17 protein-coding genes and 1 tRNA gene are annotated in these 22833 nt (G+C 44.9%); 4 read left to right on the top strand and 14 right to left on the bottom strand.

The features are described from left to right. From NFR57_RS07605 to NFR57_RS07595, 3 genes are all read left to right on the top strand, one after another. On the top strand, positions 1 to 192 hold a 192-nt coding region (locus tag NFR57_RS07605), incomplete at its 5' end, for a leucine-rich repeat protein (RefSeq protein ID WP_251183240.1). 101 nt (positions 193 to 293) lie between these two features. Further along, positions 294 to 866: a TetR/AcrR family transcriptional regulator gene (locus NFR57_RS07600; protein ID WP_251183239.1), complete on the top strand. Its 573-nt coding sequence runs from the start codon at positions 294 to 296 to the stop codon at positions 864 to 866. Positions 867 to 906: 40 nt separating this feature from the next. Then, positions 907 to 1590, top strand: coding sequence for a DUF2461 domain-containing protein (locus NFR57_RS07595; RefSeq protein WP_251183238.1), 684 nt, complete (start codon positions 907 to 909; stop codon positions 1588 to 1590). 81 nt (positions 1591 to 1671) lie between these two features. Here the strand turns inward: NFR57_RS07595 and NFR57_RS07590 are convergent, their stop codons facing one another. Beyond that, complete coding sequence (locus tag NFR57_RS07590; RefSeq protein WP_251183237.1) at positions 1672 to 3351, bottom strand: Na/Pi cotransporter family protein; 1680 nt, start codon at positions 3349 to 3351, stop codon at positions 1672 to 1674. A gap of 19 nt (positions 3352 to 3370) precedes the next feature. After that, positions 3371 to 4435: a calcium/sodium antiporter gene (locus NFR57_RS07585; RefSeq protein WP_251183236.1), complete on the bottom strand. Its 1065-nt coding sequence runs from the start codon at positions 4433 to 4435 to the stop codon at positions 3371 to 3373. 316 nt (positions 4436 to 4751) lie between these two features. On the opposite strand from NFR57_RS07585, the gene NFR57_RS07580 reads away from it, so the two are divergent. After that, a complete protein-coding gene (locus NFR57_RS07580; protein ID WP_251183235.1) occupies positions 4752 to 6113 on the top strand; it encodes an aminopeptidase in 1362 nt (453 codons plus the stop codon). A 139-nt stretch (positions 6114 to 6252) separates the two neighbouring features. Here NFR57_RS07580 and NFR57_RS07575 read toward each other — a convergent pair whose 3' ends face one another. From NFR57_RS07575 to rplM, 12 genes are all read right to left on the bottom strand, one after another. After that, positions 6253 to 7224, bottom strand: a complete 972-nt coding sequence (locus NFR57_RS07575) for a mechanosensitive ion channel family protein (RefSeq protein WP_251183234.1) — start codon at positions 7222 to 7224, stop codon at positions 6253 to 6255. Between the two features lie 82 nt (positions 7225 to 7306). After that, complete coding sequence (locus tag NFR57_RS07570) at positions 7307 to 7528, bottom strand: inorganic pyrophosphatase (RefSeq protein ID WP_251183233.1); 222 nt, start codon at positions 7526 to 7528, stop codon at positions 7307 to 7309. Continuing rightward, positions 7512 to 7862: a hypothetical protein gene (locus tag NFR57_RS07565; protein ID WP_251183232.1), complete on the bottom strand. Its 351-nt coding sequence runs from the start codon at positions 7860 to 7862 to the stop codon at positions 7512 to 7514. The genes NFR57_RS07570 and NFR57_RS07565 overlap by 17 nt, the downstream gene beginning before the upstream one ends. After that, positions 7831 to 9540 carry a hypothetical protein gene (locus tag NFR57_RS07560; RefSeq protein WP_251183231.1) on the bottom strand — a complete coding sequence of 570 codons (1710 nt, stop codon included), beginning with the start codon at positions 9538 to 9540 and terminating at the stop codon, positions 7831 to 7833. Before NFR57_RS07560 ends, NFR57_RS07565 begins: the two co-directional genes overlap by 32 nt. Next, the gene (locus NFR57_RS07555) at positions 9533 to 12361 is read right to left on the bottom strand and encodes a hypothetical protein (protein WP_251183230.1); all 2829 of its coding nucleotides are present in this window, start codon (positions 12359 to 12361) and stop codon (positions 9533 to 9535) included. The genes NFR57_RS07560 and NFR57_RS07555 overlap by 8 nt, the downstream gene beginning before the upstream one ends. Positions 12362 to 12410: 49 nt before the next feature. Then, positions 12411 to 13436 (bottom strand): leucine-rich repeat domain-containing protein, encoded by a 1026-nt coding sequence (locus tag NFR57_RS07550; protein ID WP_251183229.1) that lies wholly within the window; start codon positions 13434 to 13436, stop codon positions 12411 to 12413. Between the two features lie 33 nt (positions 13437 to 13469). Then, positions 13470 to 19469, bottom strand: coding sequence for a polymorphic toxin-type HINT domain-containing protein (locus tag NFR57_RS07545; protein ID WP_251183228.1), 6000 nt, complete (start codon positions 19467 to 19469; stop codon positions 13470 to 13472). 469 nt (positions 19470 to 19938) lie between these two features. Next, positions 19939 to 20373 carry a cytidine deaminase gene (locus NFR57_RS07540; protein WP_251183227.1) on the bottom strand — a complete coding sequence of 145 codons (435 nt, stop codon included), beginning with the start codon at positions 20371 to 20373 and terminating at the stop codon, positions 19939 to 19941. A 177-nt stretch (positions 20374 to 20550) separates the two neighbouring features. After that, positions 20551 to 20640: transfer RNA gene (locus tag NFR57_RS07535), tRNA-Ser, on the bottom strand. 62 nt (positions 20641 to 20702) lie between these two features. Then, positions 20703 to 21725: a DUF2804 domain-containing protein gene (locus NFR57_RS07530; RefSeq protein WP_251183226.1), complete on the bottom strand. Its 1023-nt coding sequence runs from the start codon at positions 21723 to 21725 to the stop codon at positions 20703 to 20705. Positions 21726 to 21728: 3 nt separating this feature from the next. Further along, a complete protein-coding gene (gene rpsI, locus NFR57_RS07525) occupies positions 21729 to 22145 on the bottom strand; it encodes a 30S ribosomal protein S9 (protein WP_251183225.1) in 417 nt (138 codons plus the stop codon). A gap of 17 nt (positions 22146 to 22162) precedes the next feature. Beyond that, positions 22163 to 22639 carry a 50S ribosomal protein L13 gene (rplM, locus tag NFR57_RS07520; RefSeq protein ID WP_251183243.1) on the bottom strand — a complete coding sequence of 159 codons (477 nt, stop codon included), beginning with the start codon at positions 22637 to 22639 and terminating at the stop codon, positions 22163 to 22165. Between the last annotated feature and the right edge of the window lie 194 nt (positions 22640 to 22833).

The following is a 22833-nucleotide window of genomic DNA, read 5'->3' as shown; positions in this document are numbered from 1 at the left end:
ACGAGCATTACGATACCTGACAGCGTTACAAGTATTGGACGTTACGCATTCTACAAGTGCAGTAGTTTAACGAGCATAAACTTCGGCGGCACGAAAGCACAATGGAATAGTATTAAAAAGGATTCTTATTGGAATAGTTATACAGGAAATTACACCGTTATTTGCACCGACGGAACGATTGCAAAATCATAGGTAATTTTCCTATTTATTGAATTCATAATATCGCTTGACAATATATAAACGACGTTATATAATATATGTTATATAACGTCGTTTATATTAGGATTTATTTAATGCCCAAGCAAAGAATTAACAAAGAAATGATTTTGGATGTTGCGTTTAGGCTGGCGCGGGAAAAGGGATGCGATCAAGTGGTGCTAAAAAGCATTGCGAGCGAGATTGGGTGTTCCGTTCAACCGATTTACAGTTATTTCAGCAATATGGACGCACTTAAAGACGAAGTGACTGGCGCGGCTATGAAATTTTACAATGAGTTTATATACACTCGCGTGGATAATAACGGCGTGCTCGAAAGCATGGCGAGAGCGAACGTCGCGTTTGCCAAGTACGAAACAAATCTATTTAAACTGCTGTTTTTGCAAAAACTGAACGGGCTTAACAGTTTTAACGATATTTACGAGTGGATGGGAGATAAGAGCGCGACAAAGCAACTCGCCGCTCGGCTGTCGCTTACCGAAGAACAGGTTAAAGAAGTTTATATCATGCTTATAGTTTTTACGCACGGCGTTGCTACCATGATAGCTACCGGCGGCGCGAACATATCGGACGAGGAAAGTTCCGACATGCTCGAAAAAGCATACTCCGCGTTTATTTGCGCGCAACGGCAGTCCGCCGCCTTGCAATAATTCCCGTCGAATTTTATACCCCACCCCAAAGGAGAAATATATGCACACGCAAACCATTATGGACTATCTTACGGCTCTTGCCGCCAACAACGACCGCGAGTGGTATCACGCGCACAAAGCCGATTACAAAGCAGCGAACGCTCTGTTTGAACAGCTTGTGCAAGAACTTATTTACGGAATAGGCACGTTTGACAACAGCGTATTGCACAACGTACCCAAAGAACTCACGTTCAAACTTGTGCGCGACACGCGGTTCAGTCATGACAAATCGCCTTACAATCCGTCGTTCCGTGCGCATATTTCGTCGCAAGGCAAGCTCCCTATTCCTGTCGGCTACTATATTATGCTCAAACCGAACGGCGGCACGTTTTTAGGCGGCGGGCTGTTTGCGGACATGTTTGCGAACGCCACTGCCATGGTCAGGGATTACATATCCGCGCACCCCGACGAGTGGAACGATATTATAACCGACGCCGCGTTCAGCAAGTATTTTACCGTCAAAGGCACAGCTTTGAAAAACGTCCCCGCGGGGTACGACAAGAATAATCCGCAAGCCGAATATTTAAAGTTCAAGTCGTGGTACGTCGAGTATTTTATTCCCGACGAGGACGCGTGCGACGGTGAAAAACTTATTCAAACGTCGCTCGAAGTTTTTAAAGCCATGAAGCCTTTTAACGATTATCTTAACAAGGCGTTAAAGGATTTCAAAATGCCCGCGCGGTAATTCTCTTTTATATGTATTGCAAATCATAAAGGACGGTATTTACTGTCCTTTTTTATGCTTTAATATCAACTCAAATACGCATTATTTGCCCGAATAGACCTTAATGGATTTGGCGACGTTTATATAATGGTCGGCGACACGCTCGGCGTTTGTAGCGAGCGACAGGTATTGCGTGCCGACCTCGGGCGTGCACTCGCCGTCGCTCAACCGTTTTATATGGTTGGCGGTCATTTGCTCGGCGACGTCGTCCACACGCTCTTCTATTTCGTAAGCGTCGTTGAGCGCGTTGCGGTCGGTGTTTTTATACGCCGCGATCGCGCGTTCGTACAGCCTGCGAATAAGTTTTTTCAGCTCGGTGATTTCGCCGACCGCGTCGTCCGAAAACCGCTCGCCCGCCTCTTTGAGTTTGTCGGCGTACTCGACGATATTTTCGGCATAGTCTCCGACGCGCTCCAAGTCGGTGACGGTGCGGAACGCGGTGGACAGGTAGTTCCTATCCCTTTCGTTGAGGTCGGCTTTCATCAGTTTCGCCATGAACCGCGCAAGCTCTTTATTCAAAAAGTTCAGGCGCACTTCGTTGCTTCTAAACTTCGCTATTTTAGCATAGTCGAGCGTACACGCGACGTCGCAAGCCGTTTCAAAATTGACAATCGAGGTTTCCGCCATGCTCAAAATTTCGCGTTTTGTCTGTTGCACGGCGATAGGCGGGGTTTTGAGCAGATGCTCTTCCACAAACTCGAAGCGCGGCGCGTCCGCGTCTTCCGCCCCGCCCTTTTTGTCGGGCACGATTTTTGTAACGAGCTTGACGAGCAGACTCGTGAGCGGCAACACGATTAGCACCGTCGATACGTTGAAAATAGTGTGGAACATCGAGAGCTGAATTTGCGGTGCGTGCGGGAACATCTTGCCGAACAGATACCCGTAATCTATTCCGCCAAACCGCAAAAACATGCCCAACAGCATGAACACTATTACGCCGCTGACGTTGAAAATGAGATGCACGAGCGCGGTGCGCTTTGCGTTTTTCGTGCTTGTAAGTCCGGCTATGAGCGCGGTTACGCACGTGCCTATGTTTGAGCCCATTGTTATATAAATGCCCTGATTGAGCGTTATAAGCCCCGTAACGACCATTGTTATCGCCATGGACGTCATGACCGACGAGCTTTGCACGACCGCCGTAAGCAACGCGCCGATTAGCACGAGCAACAACGGGTTTTTGAACATTGCGAGAAAAGATTTGACCGAGTCCAGTTCCGAGAAGTACGACATTGCGCCGCTCATCATGGATAAACCTACGAACAGCATGCCGAAGCCCGCTAAAATTCCGCCTATCTTTTGTGTTCTGTCGCGTTTTGCAAAAGCGAGCATAAACGCGCCTATGCCCGCGAACGTGGCGAATATGACCGACGTGGATACCGAGTTCTCGCCGAACATGCCGAGCGCGACGAGCTGTCCCGTAATGGTCGTGCCGATGTTCGCGCCGAATATGACCGTTGCGGCTTGCGCGAGCGTCATGATCCCAGCGTTGACAAAACCTATAACCATGACGGTGGTCGCGCTCGAACTCTGTATCGCCGCAGTAGCCGCCGCGCCCACGCCCACGCCTATGAACTTACTTTTGGACGTTTTGGAAAACAAGGCTTTAAGCCGTCGGCTTCCCAACGCTTCGAGGTTGGAGCTCATCATCGAGCAGGCTATCAGGAATATTCCCACGCCCGCTATCAGCGTGAGCGTCGATGTTGCAATCTGTACTGCGTTCATAGTGTTTCTCCTATTGTATTCAATTTCGTATGATAATATATGCAAGATAGCCGACGTACATCGCCGCCATAGCTATGCCCTGCCACCGCGCGACCGACTTTATAAAAACAGCCGCCGCCAAGACAAGTATCCCCGAACCGAGCATGACGAGCATGTCGGTAAGCATAGCCCAATCGAACATCGGCGCGGATATTGCCGACGACAGACCGAGAATAAACGCTATATTGAAAATGTTGGATCCTATAATATTGCCGACGGCGATGTCGTTTTCTTTTTTGACCGCCGCCACGACGCTTGTCACAAGCTCGGGCAACGACGTGCCGACGGCGACTATCGTCAGTCCGACAAACGCCTCGCTCATGCCCAGCGCTTTGGCTATCCCCGACGCGCTGTCCACCACCAAATCCCCGCCGAAAATTATGCCCGCAAGCCCGACGGCTGTCAATATTGCGCTCGCCCATAACGGCAAACTCCGCTTGTTTTTTGCGCGATTGCCCTCGTTGTCGCTTTGCGCTTCGATCGGCGCGGGAGCGGCGGTTTGCAACGCGTCTGTTTTTTCGCACGACTGTTCCGCCGCACCGTCGCCGCACGCAATGCCCGACGGCGTTATCTGCGTTTTTTTATTGGCGCGAACGGCGCGGACTATCAAAAACGCCGTGTATGCCGCGAACATGACCAAAAGAATAACCGCCTCGAAAATATCGAGCTTTAACGGCGTTACGACAAACGCAAATATCAACAACGCCGCGTAAATCGCGAGCATAGCGGGAATGTCGAACCGCTTGACGTCGCGCCCGATCGCAAGCGGCAGTATAGCGCCGCTCACGCCGAGGATGAGCAAAGTATTAAATATGTTCGACCCGACGACGTTGCCGACGCTCAAATCGTTCATGCCGTTCACCGCGCCTATAATGCTTACCGACGCTTCGGGCGCGCTTGTACCCATGGACACGAGCGTAAGACCTATAACAAGCGACGGAACGCGCATTGCCTTGGCAATTCTGCTCGACCCGCCGACAAACAGGTCCGCGCCCTTTACGAGCAACACCATGCCGACGAGCAATAAGAATATGTCGAGTGCCATAACTGCTCCTAAAAAAATAAAGAGACCCTTACCGAAATAGATTCGGTAAAAGTCTCGAAATTTAAGCGTTACCGAGCGTCGCGAGACGCCGTACTGACGGATAGCGCACGTTATAAAACGCTTTCTACTCCCTTTTACAGGATATTCGCATAAAGTACAATGTGTTTGCATGTACAATGTCAGTATAACGTATCACCGACGGACTGTCAACCGTTTTTACGCGTTTTCCCGATTAAATTATGAAAACCGTTCACCGCCCTAAAAGCGTTTGCTTTTACGACAAAAAAGTAATATAATATAGATTAGAGGTGAATCTATGGAACTTACATACAAAAAGAAAAATATCTATGCTGTTTCGGACGAAGCGGAGCTCAAACGCATTTCCGAATACTGCGAGGGCTACAAACAATTCCTCGATAACGGCAAAACCGAACGCGAAGCGGTTGCCGAAACAGTGAAAATGGCGGAAAAAGCTGGCTACAAGCCTTATACGCTCGGCGACAAGATAAACAAGGGCGACAAGCTGTACTACAACAATCGCGGCAAGAGCCTGTTTCTGCTTCGCGCTGGCACGGCGAACATAACCGAAAACGGCGTGCGCATACTCGTCGCGCACGTGGACAGCCCGCGGCTCGACTTGAAACAAGTTCCGCTTTACGAAAAATCGGACATTGCGTTTTTAAAAACGCACTATTACGGCGGGATAAAAAAATACCACTGGTTGACCATACCGCTCGCCCTGCACGGCGTGGTCATGCTCAAAAACGGCAAAAAACAGATTATAAATATAGGCGAGGCGGAAAACGATCCCGTTTTCTATATAACCGACCTTCTGCCCCATTTGTCGCAGGAAATAAACTCCAAAACAATCGCCGAAGGGTTTAAAGCGGAAAACCTTAACATCATAATCGGCGGGATCCCCGCGCGCGGCGAAGATAGCGACGCAGTCAAAAAAGGCGTTCTGCAAATTCTCAACGCCAAGTACAGCATAATCGAAGAGGACTTTTTGTCCGCCGAACTCGAAGCCGTTCCCGCGGCAAAAGCCAAAGACGTAGGGCTCGACCGCGCGTTTATCGCCGCTTACGGTCATGACGACAGTGTGTGCGCTTATCCCGAAATCACCGCGACGTTACAGACAGAAACCGCGCAAACGGTGCTCACTATCCTCGCCGACAAAGAAGAAATCGGCTCAGAAGGCAACACGGGCATGCAGTGCGTAATTATCGACGACATACTCAACGAAATCGCAAAAAGCTACGGCGTGAACCCCGCCGTCGTTCGCGAACATTCCATGTGTATTTCCGCAGACGTAACGGCGGCGTTCGACCCCGCGTTTGCTTCCGCTTTCGAGGAGATGAACGTCGGGCTTGTCAACCACGGCGTGACCATGAATAAGTTTACGGGCGCGCGCGGCAAGTCAGGCTCCAACGACGCGTCGGCGGAGTTTGTCGGGTATCTGCGCGGCGTGTTCGACAAAGAGAACGTCGTTTGGCAGACGGGCGAACTCGGCAGAGTGGACCTCGGCGGCGGCGGAACGGTTGCCAAATACATCGCCAAAAACAATATCGACACGGTCGATATGGGCGTGCCCGTACTTTCCATGCACGCGCCTTACGAACTGATTTCCAAAGCGGATATTTATTCGGCGCACAAAGCGTTCGCCGCGTTCATAAAATAAAAGCCGCGCAAGCGTTATAATACAAATATAAAAGCCGTATTTTTTGCAACCGTCAATGTTAAGTTGAGCAAAAAATGCGGCTTTTCTTTTAAAAAAGTTTAAACAAAACACGTCGCGCGTGTAAAAGCTAATCTAAAATTCAAGTTGACTGCGCCGCGCTTTTGTCCGCAAAATGCACGACAAGCTGATTGAACGGTATGCCTATTCCGTTTTCGTCGAACATGGTTTTAAGCCGTTTATTCATTTCGCGCTGTACGACAAAAATATCGCCCTCGTAACACTCGGCTGTAAATTGCAACGTAACGCCGGACGCGCCGAGCGCCGCTACGCCGTCGTAAGATATTGCGCCTAACACCCCGTCGATTTTAACGTCGAGCAATTTGTCATTGATCACGCTTTCCACTTTTTCAAGCGATGCGCCGTATTCTATATCGATTAACGCTTTGGCGGTCGAGGGTTTGACCGTTTGGTTGAGCACGCCGCGAATATCGCTGTTGTTTACTATTTTGATGTTGCCGAGCGCTTCCAGTTTGGTGGTGCGTATGCCGATTGACACAACCGTGCCGCGAAACCCGTCTATGGTGACAATGTCGCCGACGTTGAATTCGTTTTCAAATACGATAAACAGCCCCGCCACCACGTCGGAAATAAGGCTCTGCATGCCCAAGCCGACAATAAGCGTTATTACCCCCGCGCCCGTGATAAGCGCGGTCGTGTCTATGCCCCAAACGGCGAGCACGGCTATAACAATAATCACCGCGACGACAACTCTAATCATGTTGTTGACGAGCCGCGCGACCGTGATTTGCCGCTGATTTTTACAAAGCGTTTTGTTGATTACAAACAGCGCGACCGCCGTGATAATAAGAATAACCGTCACTATGCGCACGGCTTGTATCAGCTTTGGCACGAACGCGAGCAAGCCGTTGATAAATCCCGAATCGGAAATGCCTTTGTTAAAAATACTGTCGGCAGGAAAAATATAATCGTGAAGTACAAACGAACATACCGTACCCGCCGCCAAAAGTACAAGCAGAATAAACTTAATCGGTCCCATGCTTTTGACTTTATTCCTGACATTTTCTGTCTGTTGTTTAAAACTTCCGTTCATACAGTCAATTATATCCGTAACGATTAACTTTATAATCTATCGTTGTAAAAACAAGTGACTTGGTTGATATAATAAGTAATATCTAATATCTGATTAGCTCTGTTTCAAAGTATTGTTCTTGAAACTTTGTTTTGTCGATAATCTCATCGTCGGATACTTTATAATTACGCGGCGTGACCGCCCATTTATCCTCCGCGTCGTTCAAACGATGTATGATCATCCTAATCACAATTCCGTCAAATTCGCGTAGAGGTTCGTCCACACCCATTATATACGCGTCTTGCGCTTCACCGTCGCCTCCCATAACGTCTAAAACAAATCCGTAATTTACTTTGATTGTTCACAAAAATTTTGCGAACAAAAACCCCAAAAAAGAAACAACGCAAATCGGACAACGTTTTCCCGTTTACGGACCAAGTTAAATCCTTTTCGTTGAAGGTTGCAAGCGCATCCCAGCCGCTTAAAATAAATGCGTTGCCTTTTTCTACTGAATTATTTGAAACACTTATATTCCCGTTAATACGATTGAAAATAGCTATACTGTTCATATAAGTACCGGCAGGAGATAATTTATTATATCCTTGAGTGCCGATATAATATTTTGTGTTATCGCCATCTTGCCGTTTCAGCCGGAACATAAATATATAAATCCAACGGCTTAATTACCTCTGCCGTTTCTCCGTTATATTTCAATGTTAAAGAAATCCGCGGATTATCTTCCGTCATACGAGATATATTCTCTATAATAATTGTGCCGTCGGATGTTGAAATCATGGGGCTGTTTTCTATAAGCGTAAAATCCAACTCCGTAACATTATCTTTATCGTATTCTACTTCAACGGCAAGTATATCGTCGGGCATAACTTTGACGGATTTGTCCGAAATAGACACGCCGTTCTTTTTTATAGTAATATCGGTAATATCATTTGCCGATACGGGCACTATAGACATTACATAATTCAACGGCGCTACATCGACGCCATCCCATGCGCCGTTAAGAGATGCGGTATAGTTTATAACATTACCTTTGCTCGTAAGAGATTTCGGAAGAGATACAAGCCCTTCGGCATCAACCGTCGCAATGCCGCTGTCTAATCCGTTAAGCGTATAAACAAACGGATTAATACTGTCATTCAAGAAAGTCGCATATTCGGGTAAAGCTTTTACAGCCAAATCATACGACCTGTTGTTTTCGACATTACGCCGTACATCGCTGTCGATAAATAATAACCGCTCGACGGGGACGTATACGGAAATACCGATTTCGTCAAAACCATCGCTGTATGCCGCACGAACTCTTATCTCCGCATGTGGCTTTTTCATGCTTGCCGTCCATGTCGATGTGGGTTTAATCGTAAAACTGCCGTCGCCGCGTATAAGTCCGTTTTCTATATATTCGCGTCCTTGAACAATAACGTAATTCAGTCCCGTTGTATCCACACCGTTGACTGTTGCGTGCATTTGCACAGTTTCGCCGACGCGACTGTTTGCGACAGCGAGCGCTTCATTATCCGCAGTTTTGCCACCCAACGGCGTAGACGCAGATAGTTGAACGGTTATGCTCGGCACATAAAACGATATGACGATGCTATCGGATATAGCCGAATCGTCCTCCGCAAATGCGGTCACAACTATTATCGAATCCGCTTGCACGTTCGAAACATCGGATACAGCCGTTACAACGCCTGTTTTACTGTCAAATTCTTTAACGTATTTCATCCCGCTGCCGGATAATTCATACCGAACACTTTTATTCGAGGCCGTTTTCGGCAATACTTCGCACGATACTTGTTTGCTTTTACCTATATGTAATTTATCGTCGGAATCGGCAAACGAGAGCTTAATTTGTTCAACGGGTATCTTTGCAACCGTCATTTCTATTTCATTACTGTAAATACCGTTTGCATTTGCGGTAACGGTAAACACACTGCCAACGTCGGCAGTGGTCGAAACTTCTATAACTGCATCACCGAAAGCTTGTCCGTTTTCGATTTTTACATTGCTTATTTGTAGAACTTTCGCCGCTCCGCTCGGAGATACGTTGAAATAAACACTTTCGGCTGTTGTATACCACGGACTTAATCTATAAGTCACCGAAAAACTTTCGCTCGGCTTGACTTCCGAAATATTCCGCTCTGTACAAATATCGATTTTTTCAATCGGTACTTCTTCAAACGAATAATCTATTTCGCCATCCCCGACTTCTGCGTAAGCTTTTTGAGATTCAAAAAACCGCGCAAGCAGTACTATCGATACAATGCAACACAAAACGAATAAAATCCATTTAATTGATTTTGTGTAATTTGCTTTATTCATGTGCTATACCCTCCAAAAAATCCGTTATATCGCCCGTACCGATTGAACCGTTTTCCAATAAGTAAATGCGATTCCCATTTTCGATACGATAATATGCTTCTATGATTACGTCGCCGATACTTATGGTAGCAGTACCGTTTTCCGACAGAACTATATTTATCCCGTTTATATCGTAACTGCCGACTACCTCTTGAGCCGAATAGTTTACGGGACGAACTTTTCCGCAAAACAACACCTGTTCAAAAGTCGTTTTTTCGGTTTCGACAAGTTTAACGAAGTTTGTAATCAATAGCCCGTCCGCACAAAATGATATATTTACAGATAAATCGTTTTCCGAAAAAATATCATACTTATACGTCGAAACAAAAGTCTTTATCTCAAACGCATTGTTATCCAATCGGTATACGCCGCACGCATCTGCCGATATCTGACCGTTAATATATGTCTTATACGAATAGTTGCCGTCGGCAGTCAAAACAAGTTCACATGACATAATTTCGCCGTCAACCGAGAATAACGAACTCCATGTGCCGACAAACGAATATTCGCCGTAATCCACAGGCTCGAACGTCGGAATGTCCGGCTCTTTCGGAATATATTTCCAATCGCTGTAAACGATAATATCCCGACGCACGATCCGTGAGAGCAATTCATTACGAGAGAGCGGCACTGTACATGCTTCATCAATAAAAAGATTGCTTGTTCCCAAAATCTCATTAAGCAATGCAAGAGCTTCGTCGCTATACGCCGAAAGCGCGGCTCTTAATGTTTGTTTACCCGTTATGCCGTCAATGACTTCTTTTCCGTTTGTGTATTTAACGGTCAAAGAAAAATTATTGTATTTTTTGATTACATTGATAACTGTGTCTTCATTGAATACATAAGAAGCTAAATCTTCGAAATATAATTCGCTTCCGTCAATGTTGTAAACATTCAAATAAATGTTGCTGTTCTCGTCAAAAGCAAAAGCAATGTTTTTCAAATCTATTTCGGACATAATTCCGTTCCATCCGGAGGGATAAACCACAGACTGAACGTTTTGTCCGACAAATGATAATGTCGTCATATCCGTAAGCTTGGTAGTATAAGTAATCGAAGCGGGGTATTCGCCTGCAGACATAGTAAACACAGCGTTGACAATAGACGAATTTACTTTTGTGCCTATATTTTCGCCGTCAAGTATTATACTGTCCGTATTGGCATTGGTCGCAGTGACAGTAACCACTGCTCCGATAGGTATATAAAACACCGAACCCGTTTTTGCAATAGCTACGGTTTCTTCATTCTCGTTATCTACGGTAAATTCAAACCGCCATCCTACGGTAAACAAATTTTCGTCGGGCAAATGCAATTCGCGTATCTGCATTGTCAAAACAAGAACCGTGACAGAACTGCCGCTATTCAAATCAACGCTGTTAATTCTCTCGTTATCGGGCGAATAGTATGCTACGGGCAGTACGCCGTTTTTGGTTAGTATTACCGACGATATATTATTAATGTCAAAGTTATAGTTTTCGGTACGCAACGGATTAACCGTCCATAATTCCGCGTTTGTAGTTTTATCTTTGAAAACAAGCTCTACCGTCGGAGTAAGCGTAAAAATCGCATAAATCGTTTTATCCGATTCTATATTGCTTATGTTCGTAACGGTCTTACCGTCCACCTCCCAGCCCGTAAACTCATATCCTTGCTTAACGGCTATATTCGACGATGCCGCGTTCAAGTCAAACGATTGTCCTTCTTTTACAGACGTTGGATTACCGCCGTAATCAATGTCCGCAAAATCAAGTTCGTCCTTAACGGCGTATGTAATACTATATTCCTTTTCGGGTTCTGTCGGTAGCTCGGCTGTGAGCTCGTCGCGTTTAACGGTCAGTTCTTCTTTCAGCTCCCGCTGGCTCTCCGACAACTCTGTTTCATCCAATACCGACAAAACGTAATTCAAAGCGCCCAAGTCTTTCGTCGTCATGTTGTCGGTAGGCGGTAATAGTTCGATAAGTTCGGTTAATAATTTTTGGTCATCGGCGATTTGTTCCGCGGCTTCGACTTCAACATTAACCGTAACGGATTTTGTAACACTGTGAAGCGTATAAGAAATCGTAATGGCATTATCGTTTACGCCTAACGGAGTTTTAATATCCAGCTCCCAATCATACACTCTTTCTTCGGGCGCGTTTTCGTATTTTGCATACAATTCAAGACCGAGGAAATCGAAATATTCCCCTTCCGTATATTTCAGCTTGCTCGGCAATCTCTTAAGATAAAGATCGGCTAATTGCTTTTGCTCCACAGTTATAGGAATGACCGTCGTTTTGCCGCCAAAAGCAAAGACGATAGATTTATCCGAAACCGTCAACGGTTTATCCCCGTTATGCGTCCAATCGCTTATTACAAAGCTCTCTCCGTTATCGTAACGCGCGATTATTTCCACACCCGAAGGCTCGAAAAGAGAACCTTCGAAATATACGGTTTTACTCGGCATTTTCGTAACTTCGATTAAAACTATGCTTTTATGCGAAACGCTTACGGAAAACGACGCCGTTTTGCCTTTATATGACACTTTTACGGTATCGTCGCCGTATTCCAAAACAGATTTATCTACGGTATAATCAGTAACTTCTTTAGCTTCGTCGCCATAATAGGCTTTTACTTTTAAGCCCGAAGTATCTAACCTTTGTTTCTCTATGTACTCGGTTTTATAGGGTAGCGAGGTTATTTCTATTTTCGTAAGCTCCGGATCGGCATGAGTAACGAGCATAACCGCCAGCAGAATAATTACGGCGACCGACGTTATAGCGGTCATGATTATCGCCAATTTCATTCCGGATATTTTATTGTTGGTATTGTTTTTCATTTTGTTTACCTTGCTTTCAAGAATTTAGTAGTAAATCAATCGAATACGGATATGAATATTCCATATCGCACGGAAGTTTATCCTCATCTATATTGTAGTGCCGCATGACCATAATATCCGTATCCTTTAATCGCATTGCAGGGGTAAGGTCACCATCAATTATTTTAGTACTAAGCAATGTCAACCCCACCATCTTTTTTAAGTCGTCTATGAACTTTATCGACGGTATGGGATTGCAGTGATACAAGTATAAAAATCTTAATTCTTTTAGTGTTTTTATAATTTCTATATCTACATTCTTATAGCTATTTAGACACAACGCACGTAAATTGTCGTTACTTGCAAGCACATTGAGGTCTTTTAAGCGCGGACACGGACCCAAATCCAGATTTAATAAATTCGGCAATTTTTTTATTGCGGAGATATCGCTTAATGAACTGCAGTAGCTCGCTACGACGGATTTAAGACTTGGAAATTTTTCTATTCCGTTAAAATTTTTTATGTTACATTGCGAGATTACAATATTTTCTAAATTATCCAAGCCTGTAACTTCTTCAAATGAGAAATCTTTGACTTTTTCAAACAAACGCAAATCTTTTAATTGATGAAGCTGCGATAATTTTCCGGGATCGAGTTTAGCATTGATAAGGGTGCTTCCAAATGACCCCACAACGTTTAATCTTTCTATAATAGTTTTATCGAGATTTTCGTACGGTTCGAGTTGCGTGGTAGATAATGTTTTAAGCTTTTTAAAACGCGACAAATCGAGAGTTTCATCATTAAAAATAAAGCAATCCAAACTCTCTAAATTTTCGAACCTATAAACACAATCGAAATCATAAAAATAAGAGTATAACTCTAATGAAGTAATTCTCTTTGATTCCGCAAAGTTATTGAGGAATTTCAGCGAACAAACCGGCTCCCGCGAAGAGTCGCGCACGATTACTAACCTCGTCACATCGTGTTCTATGACCATAGCATTTATTCGTTTGATCTTCGATTTGCGTATCGGTAGCGCAATACGCAAAGTCTTACCGTACATTAAATTATTTATTATTTCTAGACTTTTGCCCATCTATTTTTTTCCCCAAAATCTAAATAAGTATTTATATAAATTGCCGTTCTTTTTAACGCCTATGGAAAATCCCGGACTAGCAATTTCGTTTAATAAGTTGACTTCTTTTTTTGCATATTGATTCATCCATTTTGCTTCTAACTTAAAAGCCTTTTCATCGGATTTTACCGTTTTAATGACTACTCGTTTGATATCATTATCTGCGCAATTAAACCTCTGCTTCATAGAAACCTTTACCCTGCCGTTAGTACCCTTACCGACATACGCGACATCGTAACCTTTATGCGTTCCTTCAATTTTATAAGCATACTTTTTACCGTCGAGCGTTTTGCCCAAATCTTTATATTCAACCTTTTTTCCGTCTACAATGATTTCGGTATTATCAAACTTATTACTGCATTTAGCGTTGTGAACCAACACTCCGGCTTCGCGTCCGCCGACGTAATAGGAATTATTGTCCGCAACCTCGAAGTTATAAATCTTTATCGGATTTTCGAGTATCTCGTGCTGTACTTGCTCGACTATTACTTGCTCGCCGTTGACATTTACGAGAATATCGCCGGCGCGCAGGTCTTGCGCGGATAGCCATTTGCCGTTTGCATAGAATTTATGTCCGGGCGTTGAGTTTATGGTGTCGCCGGCACTCGTCGTTATCTTTGTTATTTCGTCGGTCTCGTTTTCAAAAGTTTGCAGTACGCGTTTACTCTCGGCCTTGCACGTGATTTGGTTATAACTTTCGACAACGTCCCCGGGGCGTATGTTTTCGATCGATTTTGTGTACCCTGCCGCCATAAGCACTGGCGTACCTGCAGTAAAGCAGAACTTTACTTTTTTGAGAGCTTTGCCTACGCCGTGGATAACAACGCCCGTTATAAAGCCGACGGCAAAGGCTTTGAAAACATCTTCCAAACTTCCGCCGTCAACCGCTGTCATAGCCGCTTCGGTAACGCCTTGTATCATACCCGCGCCGAACCATCCGACGCCGGGAATCGCAGATAGAACGCCCGATACTGCGGCAACGCCGACGCGCAACCAATTTATTTCATCTATAGGCTTGCCCTGTATTACGGTCTGCATAAAGACTTCCATGCCCGCGCCGATAAACGCGCCCATTATATACGGGGCGGCGGCTGTGGCGGCGCCGCACGAAATAACGCTTACCGTTGCAACAATAACAACGCCTACAACGATCATTCCGACGGAGATTATTGCGCCGAAAAGTCTGTCCAACCAACTTCCTTTGCTTTCGTCCTCTTTGGGCGGAAAATTCAATTTAGTCAAATTGCCGTCGGCATCTACCGTATAATACTCGTTAGGTCCGACCGTGCGCTCCATGTCATAGAATTCCTGTACGTCTATGCCGAGCAGACTTTCGTCTTGACCGTTTAGACAGTACGCTTCCAAAGCCGCACGACTTATATACACGAAATTCATTGTATCTACGGTAAAACCGTTTGCCGTTTGCTCGGCTATATAGCGGTTATATTCATTTTCGGCTATTACGGGGTCAAGCAACGTATTCAATGACGTAGCGTGCGCATTAGCGAACGTTCCCAAAAGCGGATCGTAAACTATACGCCCCTCGTCATAGCTATATACCGCGCCTATTTCCGCGTTGTAATTCTCTTCCGTAGCTTCCGCAACGCTATAATGTATTTGGGTTCCGTCAACACTGTATACTATGTATTTGTTATCCGCAACATAATGCTTGGGGCCGTAACTATCCGCTTGCGTAAGCATAAACAAATTACCCGAAGAATCTGTTTCATTGTTGCTTGATTTAATTACTATTCCTTGCTTTATCAAGTCTTCGGTTATTTCGGGCTGACCGCATGCCGCAATAAATCCTGCGCCGATATATGTGATATTTGTATCTTCATGCAAGCATTCCGTACCGTAATCGGAATATGCAATGCCGTACAATACTCGACCGTCATGTAATGTAGCCGTAGCGGGGAAAGCGTTATATCCGAAAGAAAACATGTCGAGTATGATAATCGAGTATAAGAACGCTTCATCATCCGTTATTTCCAAGCCCGTTTGCCGTGACTGTTCGATATTTTCTTTGTAATCGGTTATTTCTTCTTGCGAATAACAAATTTCCGACTCGTTTTTCTCTTGAGGATATATATAGTCGTCTACCGAGAAATTACCGCCTAAATCTCGTTCGGTTTCTTCGTCTTCGACCGTTTGACTTTGATCGAAAGTCACTACTTGAACGGTTTCCGCTGTGACTACCGTCGAACGCCCCCACGATCCCAATACGCCCGTAAGCGCCATGATAACAGTCATAAACAACGCAACGCAAACGGTCACGGATAGCGGATTCAAGCGGAATCCCGCAATAAAGGCTTTCCTTCTTTGCTGCTTGTTGATAGTCGTTCTGTATTCGCTTTGTCTTGCGGTCAAATCGCAATTACTTGTAACGGGCGTATCTATAACAGCGGAATAAGTCGCGTTTACCGCTTGCTTGACCGGCGCAAACATTACTTTCTTTTTTGTGAGTTTAACGGAAATCATCGCCGCAACGACTGCCGAAAAGATAAGGCATATAAACGCAACGGGCTTACGAGCAATAAAATCGGTTATACCCGCAAGCAAGCCGCTTCCGCTGCCGTCTTTGTTGATACTGCCGGGAACATAAGCGCCGGAGTTTACCGCACGCGCCGTCCAAAGAGCTTCGAGTACGATTTTACCGTCTGCGTTTTGCGGAACGGTCATGGTTTTGCCGACATATATCTTACCGGCAATAGGGGTCGTTCTCCACGTCCATCCGACAAACGTATAGCCGGCGCGCGTCGGAGTAGGCAATGCGATATTCGTTCCCACGGACGCAACTATCGTGTCATCTTCAAAAAGCGTTCCGTCTATAAAGTAAATCGCAGTCCGTCCGCCGTCGCCTTGGTCGAGCGAAGCCGAATCAACGTCGCTATTATGAATCCACAAAGCGTCGAGCCGCATAGCGTCTACGTTTTCAAGTTTTGTGATCTGTCCGTAATATATTTTATTTTGACCGTTGCCTAAGTCGAGCCTCCACCCGAAAAAAGTGTAACCCGTTCTCGTCGGGAACGGTAGAATTACTTTGTCCCCGACATTCGCCGTAATTGTATCGAATAAATTACCGTCATAAAGTTCAATATCTGTTTTAATATAGTTCCAAACGGCGACAAACGTAGGGCTTGACGTCGTAGGTGAATAAGAATCGTTATATACTTTGCCACCGTACTGCCAACCTCCGAAACGCCAGCCGTCTTTGGTTGTTGCAGGGAGAGCGAGTTCCTTACCTATTTCCGCCTTAATCTGTTCAACGGGCGCTCCGCCGTTAGAATCAAAGTTAAGATAAGTATATTTCTGTGTGAACTGCGCCCATATATAAATATCGCCTGATTTTGTCGGTGCAAACTTACCGTCGGTTATAAGCACGTCGTCATAAAGCCACCCGTCAAAAACATGCAGTTCGCTTGTCGCGGGAATTATAGGTAAGTCTATCTCTTGTCCGACAAAAACATTATACTCGGTTTGTATGTCGTCTATATTATCGTCAAGCTGCAATTTTACGGAAGCGAAGCCGACGGGTCGGGTGATAACGATAGTAAATCGCATTTCGTTACCGAGCCTATCGACTATATTAAAATCGTACGCGCCGCCGTCCGCATAAAGCTTATCGGATATTTCCGACATAGAGTAAATTTCGGTTTTGCCGTCGTGCGTGACTTTTACAATACCGTATGGATCGAGTTCATTTGTGACTGAATTTATTATAAAGCCGCTCACATCTCTTACCGTATCGAGATTGTTCGCATTGAATATATGCTCGGTAAATTCACCGTCGCTATACAGAGAAACTTTGACGGACGACGTCATATCGCCCGACTTGATATACACAGCCTCATATTCGCTGTCGCCTTTATTGGCGTTACGCTCGATTACTTTGTATTTACCGCTCGGAGCATTAAGCAATCCCAACTGATACTCCACCGAAACGCCGTAAGAAATATCATATTTTATGTTAGGATCGTCTGCAAGCACCAAAGTTATCGACTGAGTTTCAAAATCGTCCGTTTTAATAAAAGCAAACGGCAAAACTCCTTCGTTTACAGAGGATGCGCCCGTCTCGGCGTTAGCGGGCATAACATAACGGAACTTGCGGTCGTTTAGAAAAGGTAAATCGACTTTCAAATAATTTTGTTCGAGATCGTTTGTAAAAACAATGATATCACGGTCAAAATTTAAGTCGGATAGCTTCGCGCTGCTTATATCCGCCGTCTGATAACTTTCGGGATTGGTCGCGTCAAAGTATCTTACCGTCACTCGATTTTTCGTAGTCGAGTCTATTGCTTTCAAAACATCATTTTGCGTTTTATAAGTTTCACCGTTATATAGATACTCGTTATCTATATGCTTTACGGTTTCTCTTTCTAATTCATATGCAAAATCATATGCGCTTCCGTAATCTGCAAAAGCAAAGATCGCATTACCGATACCTTTTGTAGGCGTCGATACCGCAAAATACTTGCTTTTTAAATCGCTGAACCCGATAAGTCCGTTAAGATACGCTTGATTTATCGACGGCTCAACCCCCGCGCTTGTTTCTACTATCTGAAATCTGAACACAAAATGAAATACGTCGCCGGATAAATCGTTGTTGTCGCTCAAGCATTTGGTATTATTCCAAAACTCCGCTTTATATAATCCCGCTTTTGTAATGGGCACGGACAGTTCTTCGGTCGCATATCCATTGAGCCGTGTCGGAACGATGTCTTTAATAAAATGTTCTTCTACCGCTTCATCATTTTCTGTTATTCGGTACAGTTTTCCTGCGATAGGGCTTACCGTTCCGTCAGTCGCGTTCAGATGATATTTAGCTCCGGCTAAATATGTTGGGTATTGTCTGGTAGAATATATTCTTTTACTGTCTTTGGTAAAAAGGGTTTGACCGAAATATCCTATCGCCGCATCATTCACTTCGCGCCTATCTATAAAAATCGTATGCCGTATGTTTTTTCCGAGCTTGGTTTTTATAGAAAAATCGTATCTACCTTGTTCCAGAAAGAATTCACCGTCAGTCGCCGTATGAGATTCGGCCTCGCCATTACGTCTGTATGTAATATCATACGCGCTCACGCCTAACGTATCCAAACGAAATCCGTTTAGCGTGACGTCGCCGTCGAGAATCGTATCGAAATCATTTACGGAAAATGCACCGCTTTCGCTTTCTTCTCCGATCTGTCCGAAGTTACTTGCATTGTGGAATAGGACAGCGCCCGAATTTTGGACTATGTAAAATTCGGCTGTTTCTAAAATATTCTCATAATGTGTATAAGTAACGTCTTTCCATATTCCCCAAAAATTCTTTTCTCTTACTATATCGGTGTGCTTCAATTCATACGCAAAAATGATTTTTATGTACACGCCTGTAGATAAATCGTTGCCTGACGGGGTGTAAAGAATATATTTATCTTCTGTCTTATAGTAATCGTTAAGTTCGACAAGTTCTGTAAAATTAAACGTGTGAAGTTGTTTTTTAGTTTCACCGTCCTTTGTCTGCCACTCCCATGGTCCATTCGGATCGGTCTTTTTTTGAAAAAGCATGGCGCCTTTGCCGATTACGCCTATATCCTTAAATTCGCCGACACTTTGAAAAGTATCGTTTGATATAGACCATTTGCCGTTACTTGCGTTAAGTAAGTTGTCCGGATCTCTGTAATTATATGAAAGGCGTATTGCTACACTTTGTCCGGTTACTCCGTAAGCTTGATATCCGGAAACATTGCCCTTTTGGATTTCGGGCTGGGATAATTCACTCTGCGCGCACACGGAAAGATTTATTAGTTTGTTGTTTAAAACATGACCGCGCTTATCCGGCGATTCATAATAACCGCTGTTATCTTCTAACCGATAAGACTTTATGTCTATATTCTTTTCGTCTTTAAGAATAACCGGCTTATCGTCCGCATCACCGTTGTCTTCGGCACGAGCAAATACGCCGTTGCTATACACTAATGCAATAATTAAACTTAAAATAAAGAAAACTATTACAAACGGGAATACAATTATGCTATATTTTTTCCTTTGTTGTTGCATTTCTAATCTCCCTATGATAAGTGTTAATTGATATTTACTATGATTGATAACTCAACGTTCTTTATTTTATCATATAAAAATATTAAAGTCAAGAACGTTCTAAACGCAAACGTTGTATATTATTGTATATTTTTGTTAGTAATGCTTCACGCCGCTAAAAGTATTATTAAAATATAAAAATAGTTAGAACCTGTCCACACTCATAGACACCGTTTATTTTCTTGTAAAAACAGTCTACCAAAACCCTTGCGATATGGCAATACTGCCCTACTACGAGCGACGGCACGGCCAAACCCAAACAAAAAGCACAAGACATTGTGTAAACCGTCTTGTGCCGTGGCGGTGCGGTAGTAACCTAAAACGAATTTTCTATGCAAATTGAAAATTAGTCTTTAAAATGCTCCATTTCGTCGGCAGAATACGCATTTGTCCAATGATAGGGCTGTAATTCACCCAAGGGTACAAATTTCAAAGAATTGTTTTTCGTAGTAACTGCCACTTGCACGTCTTTTCCCCAAAAGCTCAACCGTTCTTGACAAATTCCGCAAGGGGTCAAAATCTTAAACGGCGACTTTTCGTTTTCTCTAATTAAACACAAACAGTGCGTTACTTTTTCATTGTATTTGTGTGCTTCTAAAATTGCGCCCGTTTCAATACACAATACAGCCGATGCGTTTGCGGTTTCTATACTTACACTTGTAAAATAATGCCCTTGTTCGGTATGAATAACTGCTGCGCCGCCCCAACCGGCAGGATAACGTTTCTCTATAAAATCCTTCGCAATTTTGTACATTTTATTTTCAATCTTTACGTCTCGCATAACGAAATTCCGCCTTTTATCGCTTTATTAAAAATATTATACCGCAAACGTACGGTATTTTCAACAATATCACGACATAAATAGATTATGGCATTTTACGGCTTTATACAGTGCAATTCCATAGAAAAAAGGCAAAAGAAAAAACCTAAAACTATGAGGTTCGTTTTAGGTTCTTACTGGCGGAGAGAGCGGGGTTCGAACCCGCGGTACCTGTTACAGTACGCTCGCTTTCCAAGCGAGTACCTTCAGCCGCTCAGCCATCTCTCCGTATCGCCCGCTTCGTGCGGGCGGGGTTTGTTTTATTTAATTGTCGCAGTTGTTTTGCCGCTCTACCACTTATTGACCACGTGTTCCGCAAAGCCGAGTTTGTCCGACACCGCAACGATTTTTCCGTCGTCCAGCGTCGCTTTGCCGTAAAACTTTCCGAACACTTGGTGCTGATTTGTAGATAACACTACTGCGTTCATGCGGTCGGCTCTGTCTATCATCGGATAAAACAACAACTCCAACCGCTGTTTGTCGTCCGTAATCTTCCAAGGCTTTAAGTAATCGAGCTTACCCTGCGTATACGGAATTTCAAACTTGACATCGTCTATCTTATGCGCTTTTCCGTCGTAAAATATTACGTTCTCGCTCGCTATCGGTTTGCCGAAGCCGTAACCCAGATTCAATCCGAACGGCACGTCCTCGACCTCGCAAGACAGCGACGACCAGAACCATCTATTCCTATACGGCCATACGCCCCTGCCCCAATCGAGTCCGCCAAAACCGTTCTCGAATTTGTGACTTTCGTCGCCTATCGAAAACTCGCCGCGACCGCGCAAGCAATTCACTTTCGTATTATAGTAAAACTGCTTTTTCTTTTTGAACGGGACAGCGACCGTAATATTATCGCCGCTTATCGGTTCCAAATTCAACTCGCACTCGAAGTCGCGTTTGCCGTCGAACTTTTCGTACCTGCAAGTCAATCTGCGCGCCCCGTCCGCCGCGATCGAAAACTTAATTTGCACGCCGCGCTTTTCAAACGACACGTCGCCGCTCGAACAATCGCTCGGCATGCGCAACTTGCCTTTCGGGAACAGACCGATTTTGCTTTTTGTTATATACCGAAGGTGCTGATAATCGATGACCGACGCGGACGCCAACGACATATACGAGTTGTCGGCGACCGTCAGCGCGATAGCGTACTTATCGTCGCCGAAATAGTAGTAGTCCCACTCCTTTATGCGAAGTTTGCCGCCCTTAACCGCCTTGCGGTCATAGTCCTTGACCTGCGAAAAAGCATAGCCGCCTTCGCAAAGAACGCCGCGCGCGTCGAGCAGTTTTCCCTCGCCGAGGAGCCCCGAACGCATAGATTAACGCTTGGAGAATTGCGGAGCTTTACGCGCCTTTTTAAGACCGTATTTCTTGCGCTCTTTCATTCTGGGATCGCGCGTGAGGAAGCCCGCCTTTTTGAGCGCGGGACGATAAGTCGCGTCAACATTGCAAAGCGCACGCGCAATGCCGTGACGGATAGCACCCGCCTGACCGGTGTAGCCGCCGCCGCGAACGTTGACAATAACGTCGAACTTACCTGCGGTATCGGTTTCCGCGAAAGGCTGATTTACAATAAGTTTAAGCGTATCGAGCGGGAAATAATCGTCGAGCGAACGCTTATTGACGGTTATAGTTCCGCTGCCGCCCGCCAACACGCGCACGCGCGCGACGGCTTTTTTACGGCGACCCGTACCCCAATACTGAACTTTCTTTTTTGCCGAAGATTTAGCTGCCATAGCGTATTACCTCTTTATTAGTTTGCCTTGCCGTTATTGAGCTTGATTTCAAGCGTCTGCGGTTTTTGCGCGTCGTGATTGTGCGCTCCGCCCTTGAACACTTTGAGCTTTTTGATCATCTGACGACCGAGCGTGTTTTTGGGAAGCATGCCCTTGACCGCCTTGATAACGGCTTTATCCGAATTTTCTTCGAGAAAATGCGAATACTTCTGCTGTTTAAGCCCGCCCATGTAGCCGGTGTGGTACGTGCGGAGTTTTTGATTAGCCTTGTTGCCCGTGAGCGCGACCTTATCGGAATTGATGACGATAACGAAATCGCCGACGTCCGTATTGGGCGTATATTCGGGTTTGGTCTTGCCTTTGAGCACGGACGCGACAACGCTTGCAAGCCGACCGAGCGGAATGCCCGCCGCGTCTACAACGAACCAACTGCGCTTGTATTCCTTGTCGCCGATTTTGTAGTCGGCAGAACGGGAATCAATCTTTTTTGCCATTAATGTTTTCATTGAAAACAACCTCGTAAAAAATAGTTTCAAGCGCAAACGTTTCACGCCGCCGCGCTTCTGCGATCGCTATTAACGGTTATCGGGGCAAGTCAAACCGTCGCACGTCGCAGTGCAATGATTATTATACAATATAACTTTCGCGCTGTCAACTGTTTAAACGCCGTATAATGCAATTCTACTCG

Origin of the sequence: Anaerocaecibacter muris (genome assembly GCF_943192945.1) — a bacterium.
GTDB lineage: Bacteria > Bacillota > Clostridia > Christensenellales > Pumilibacteraceae > Anaerocaecibacter > Anaerocaecibacter muris.
The sequence above is the reverse complement of the archived record's forward strand: the minus strand, read 5'-3'. Positions and strand labels throughout refer to the sequence as shown.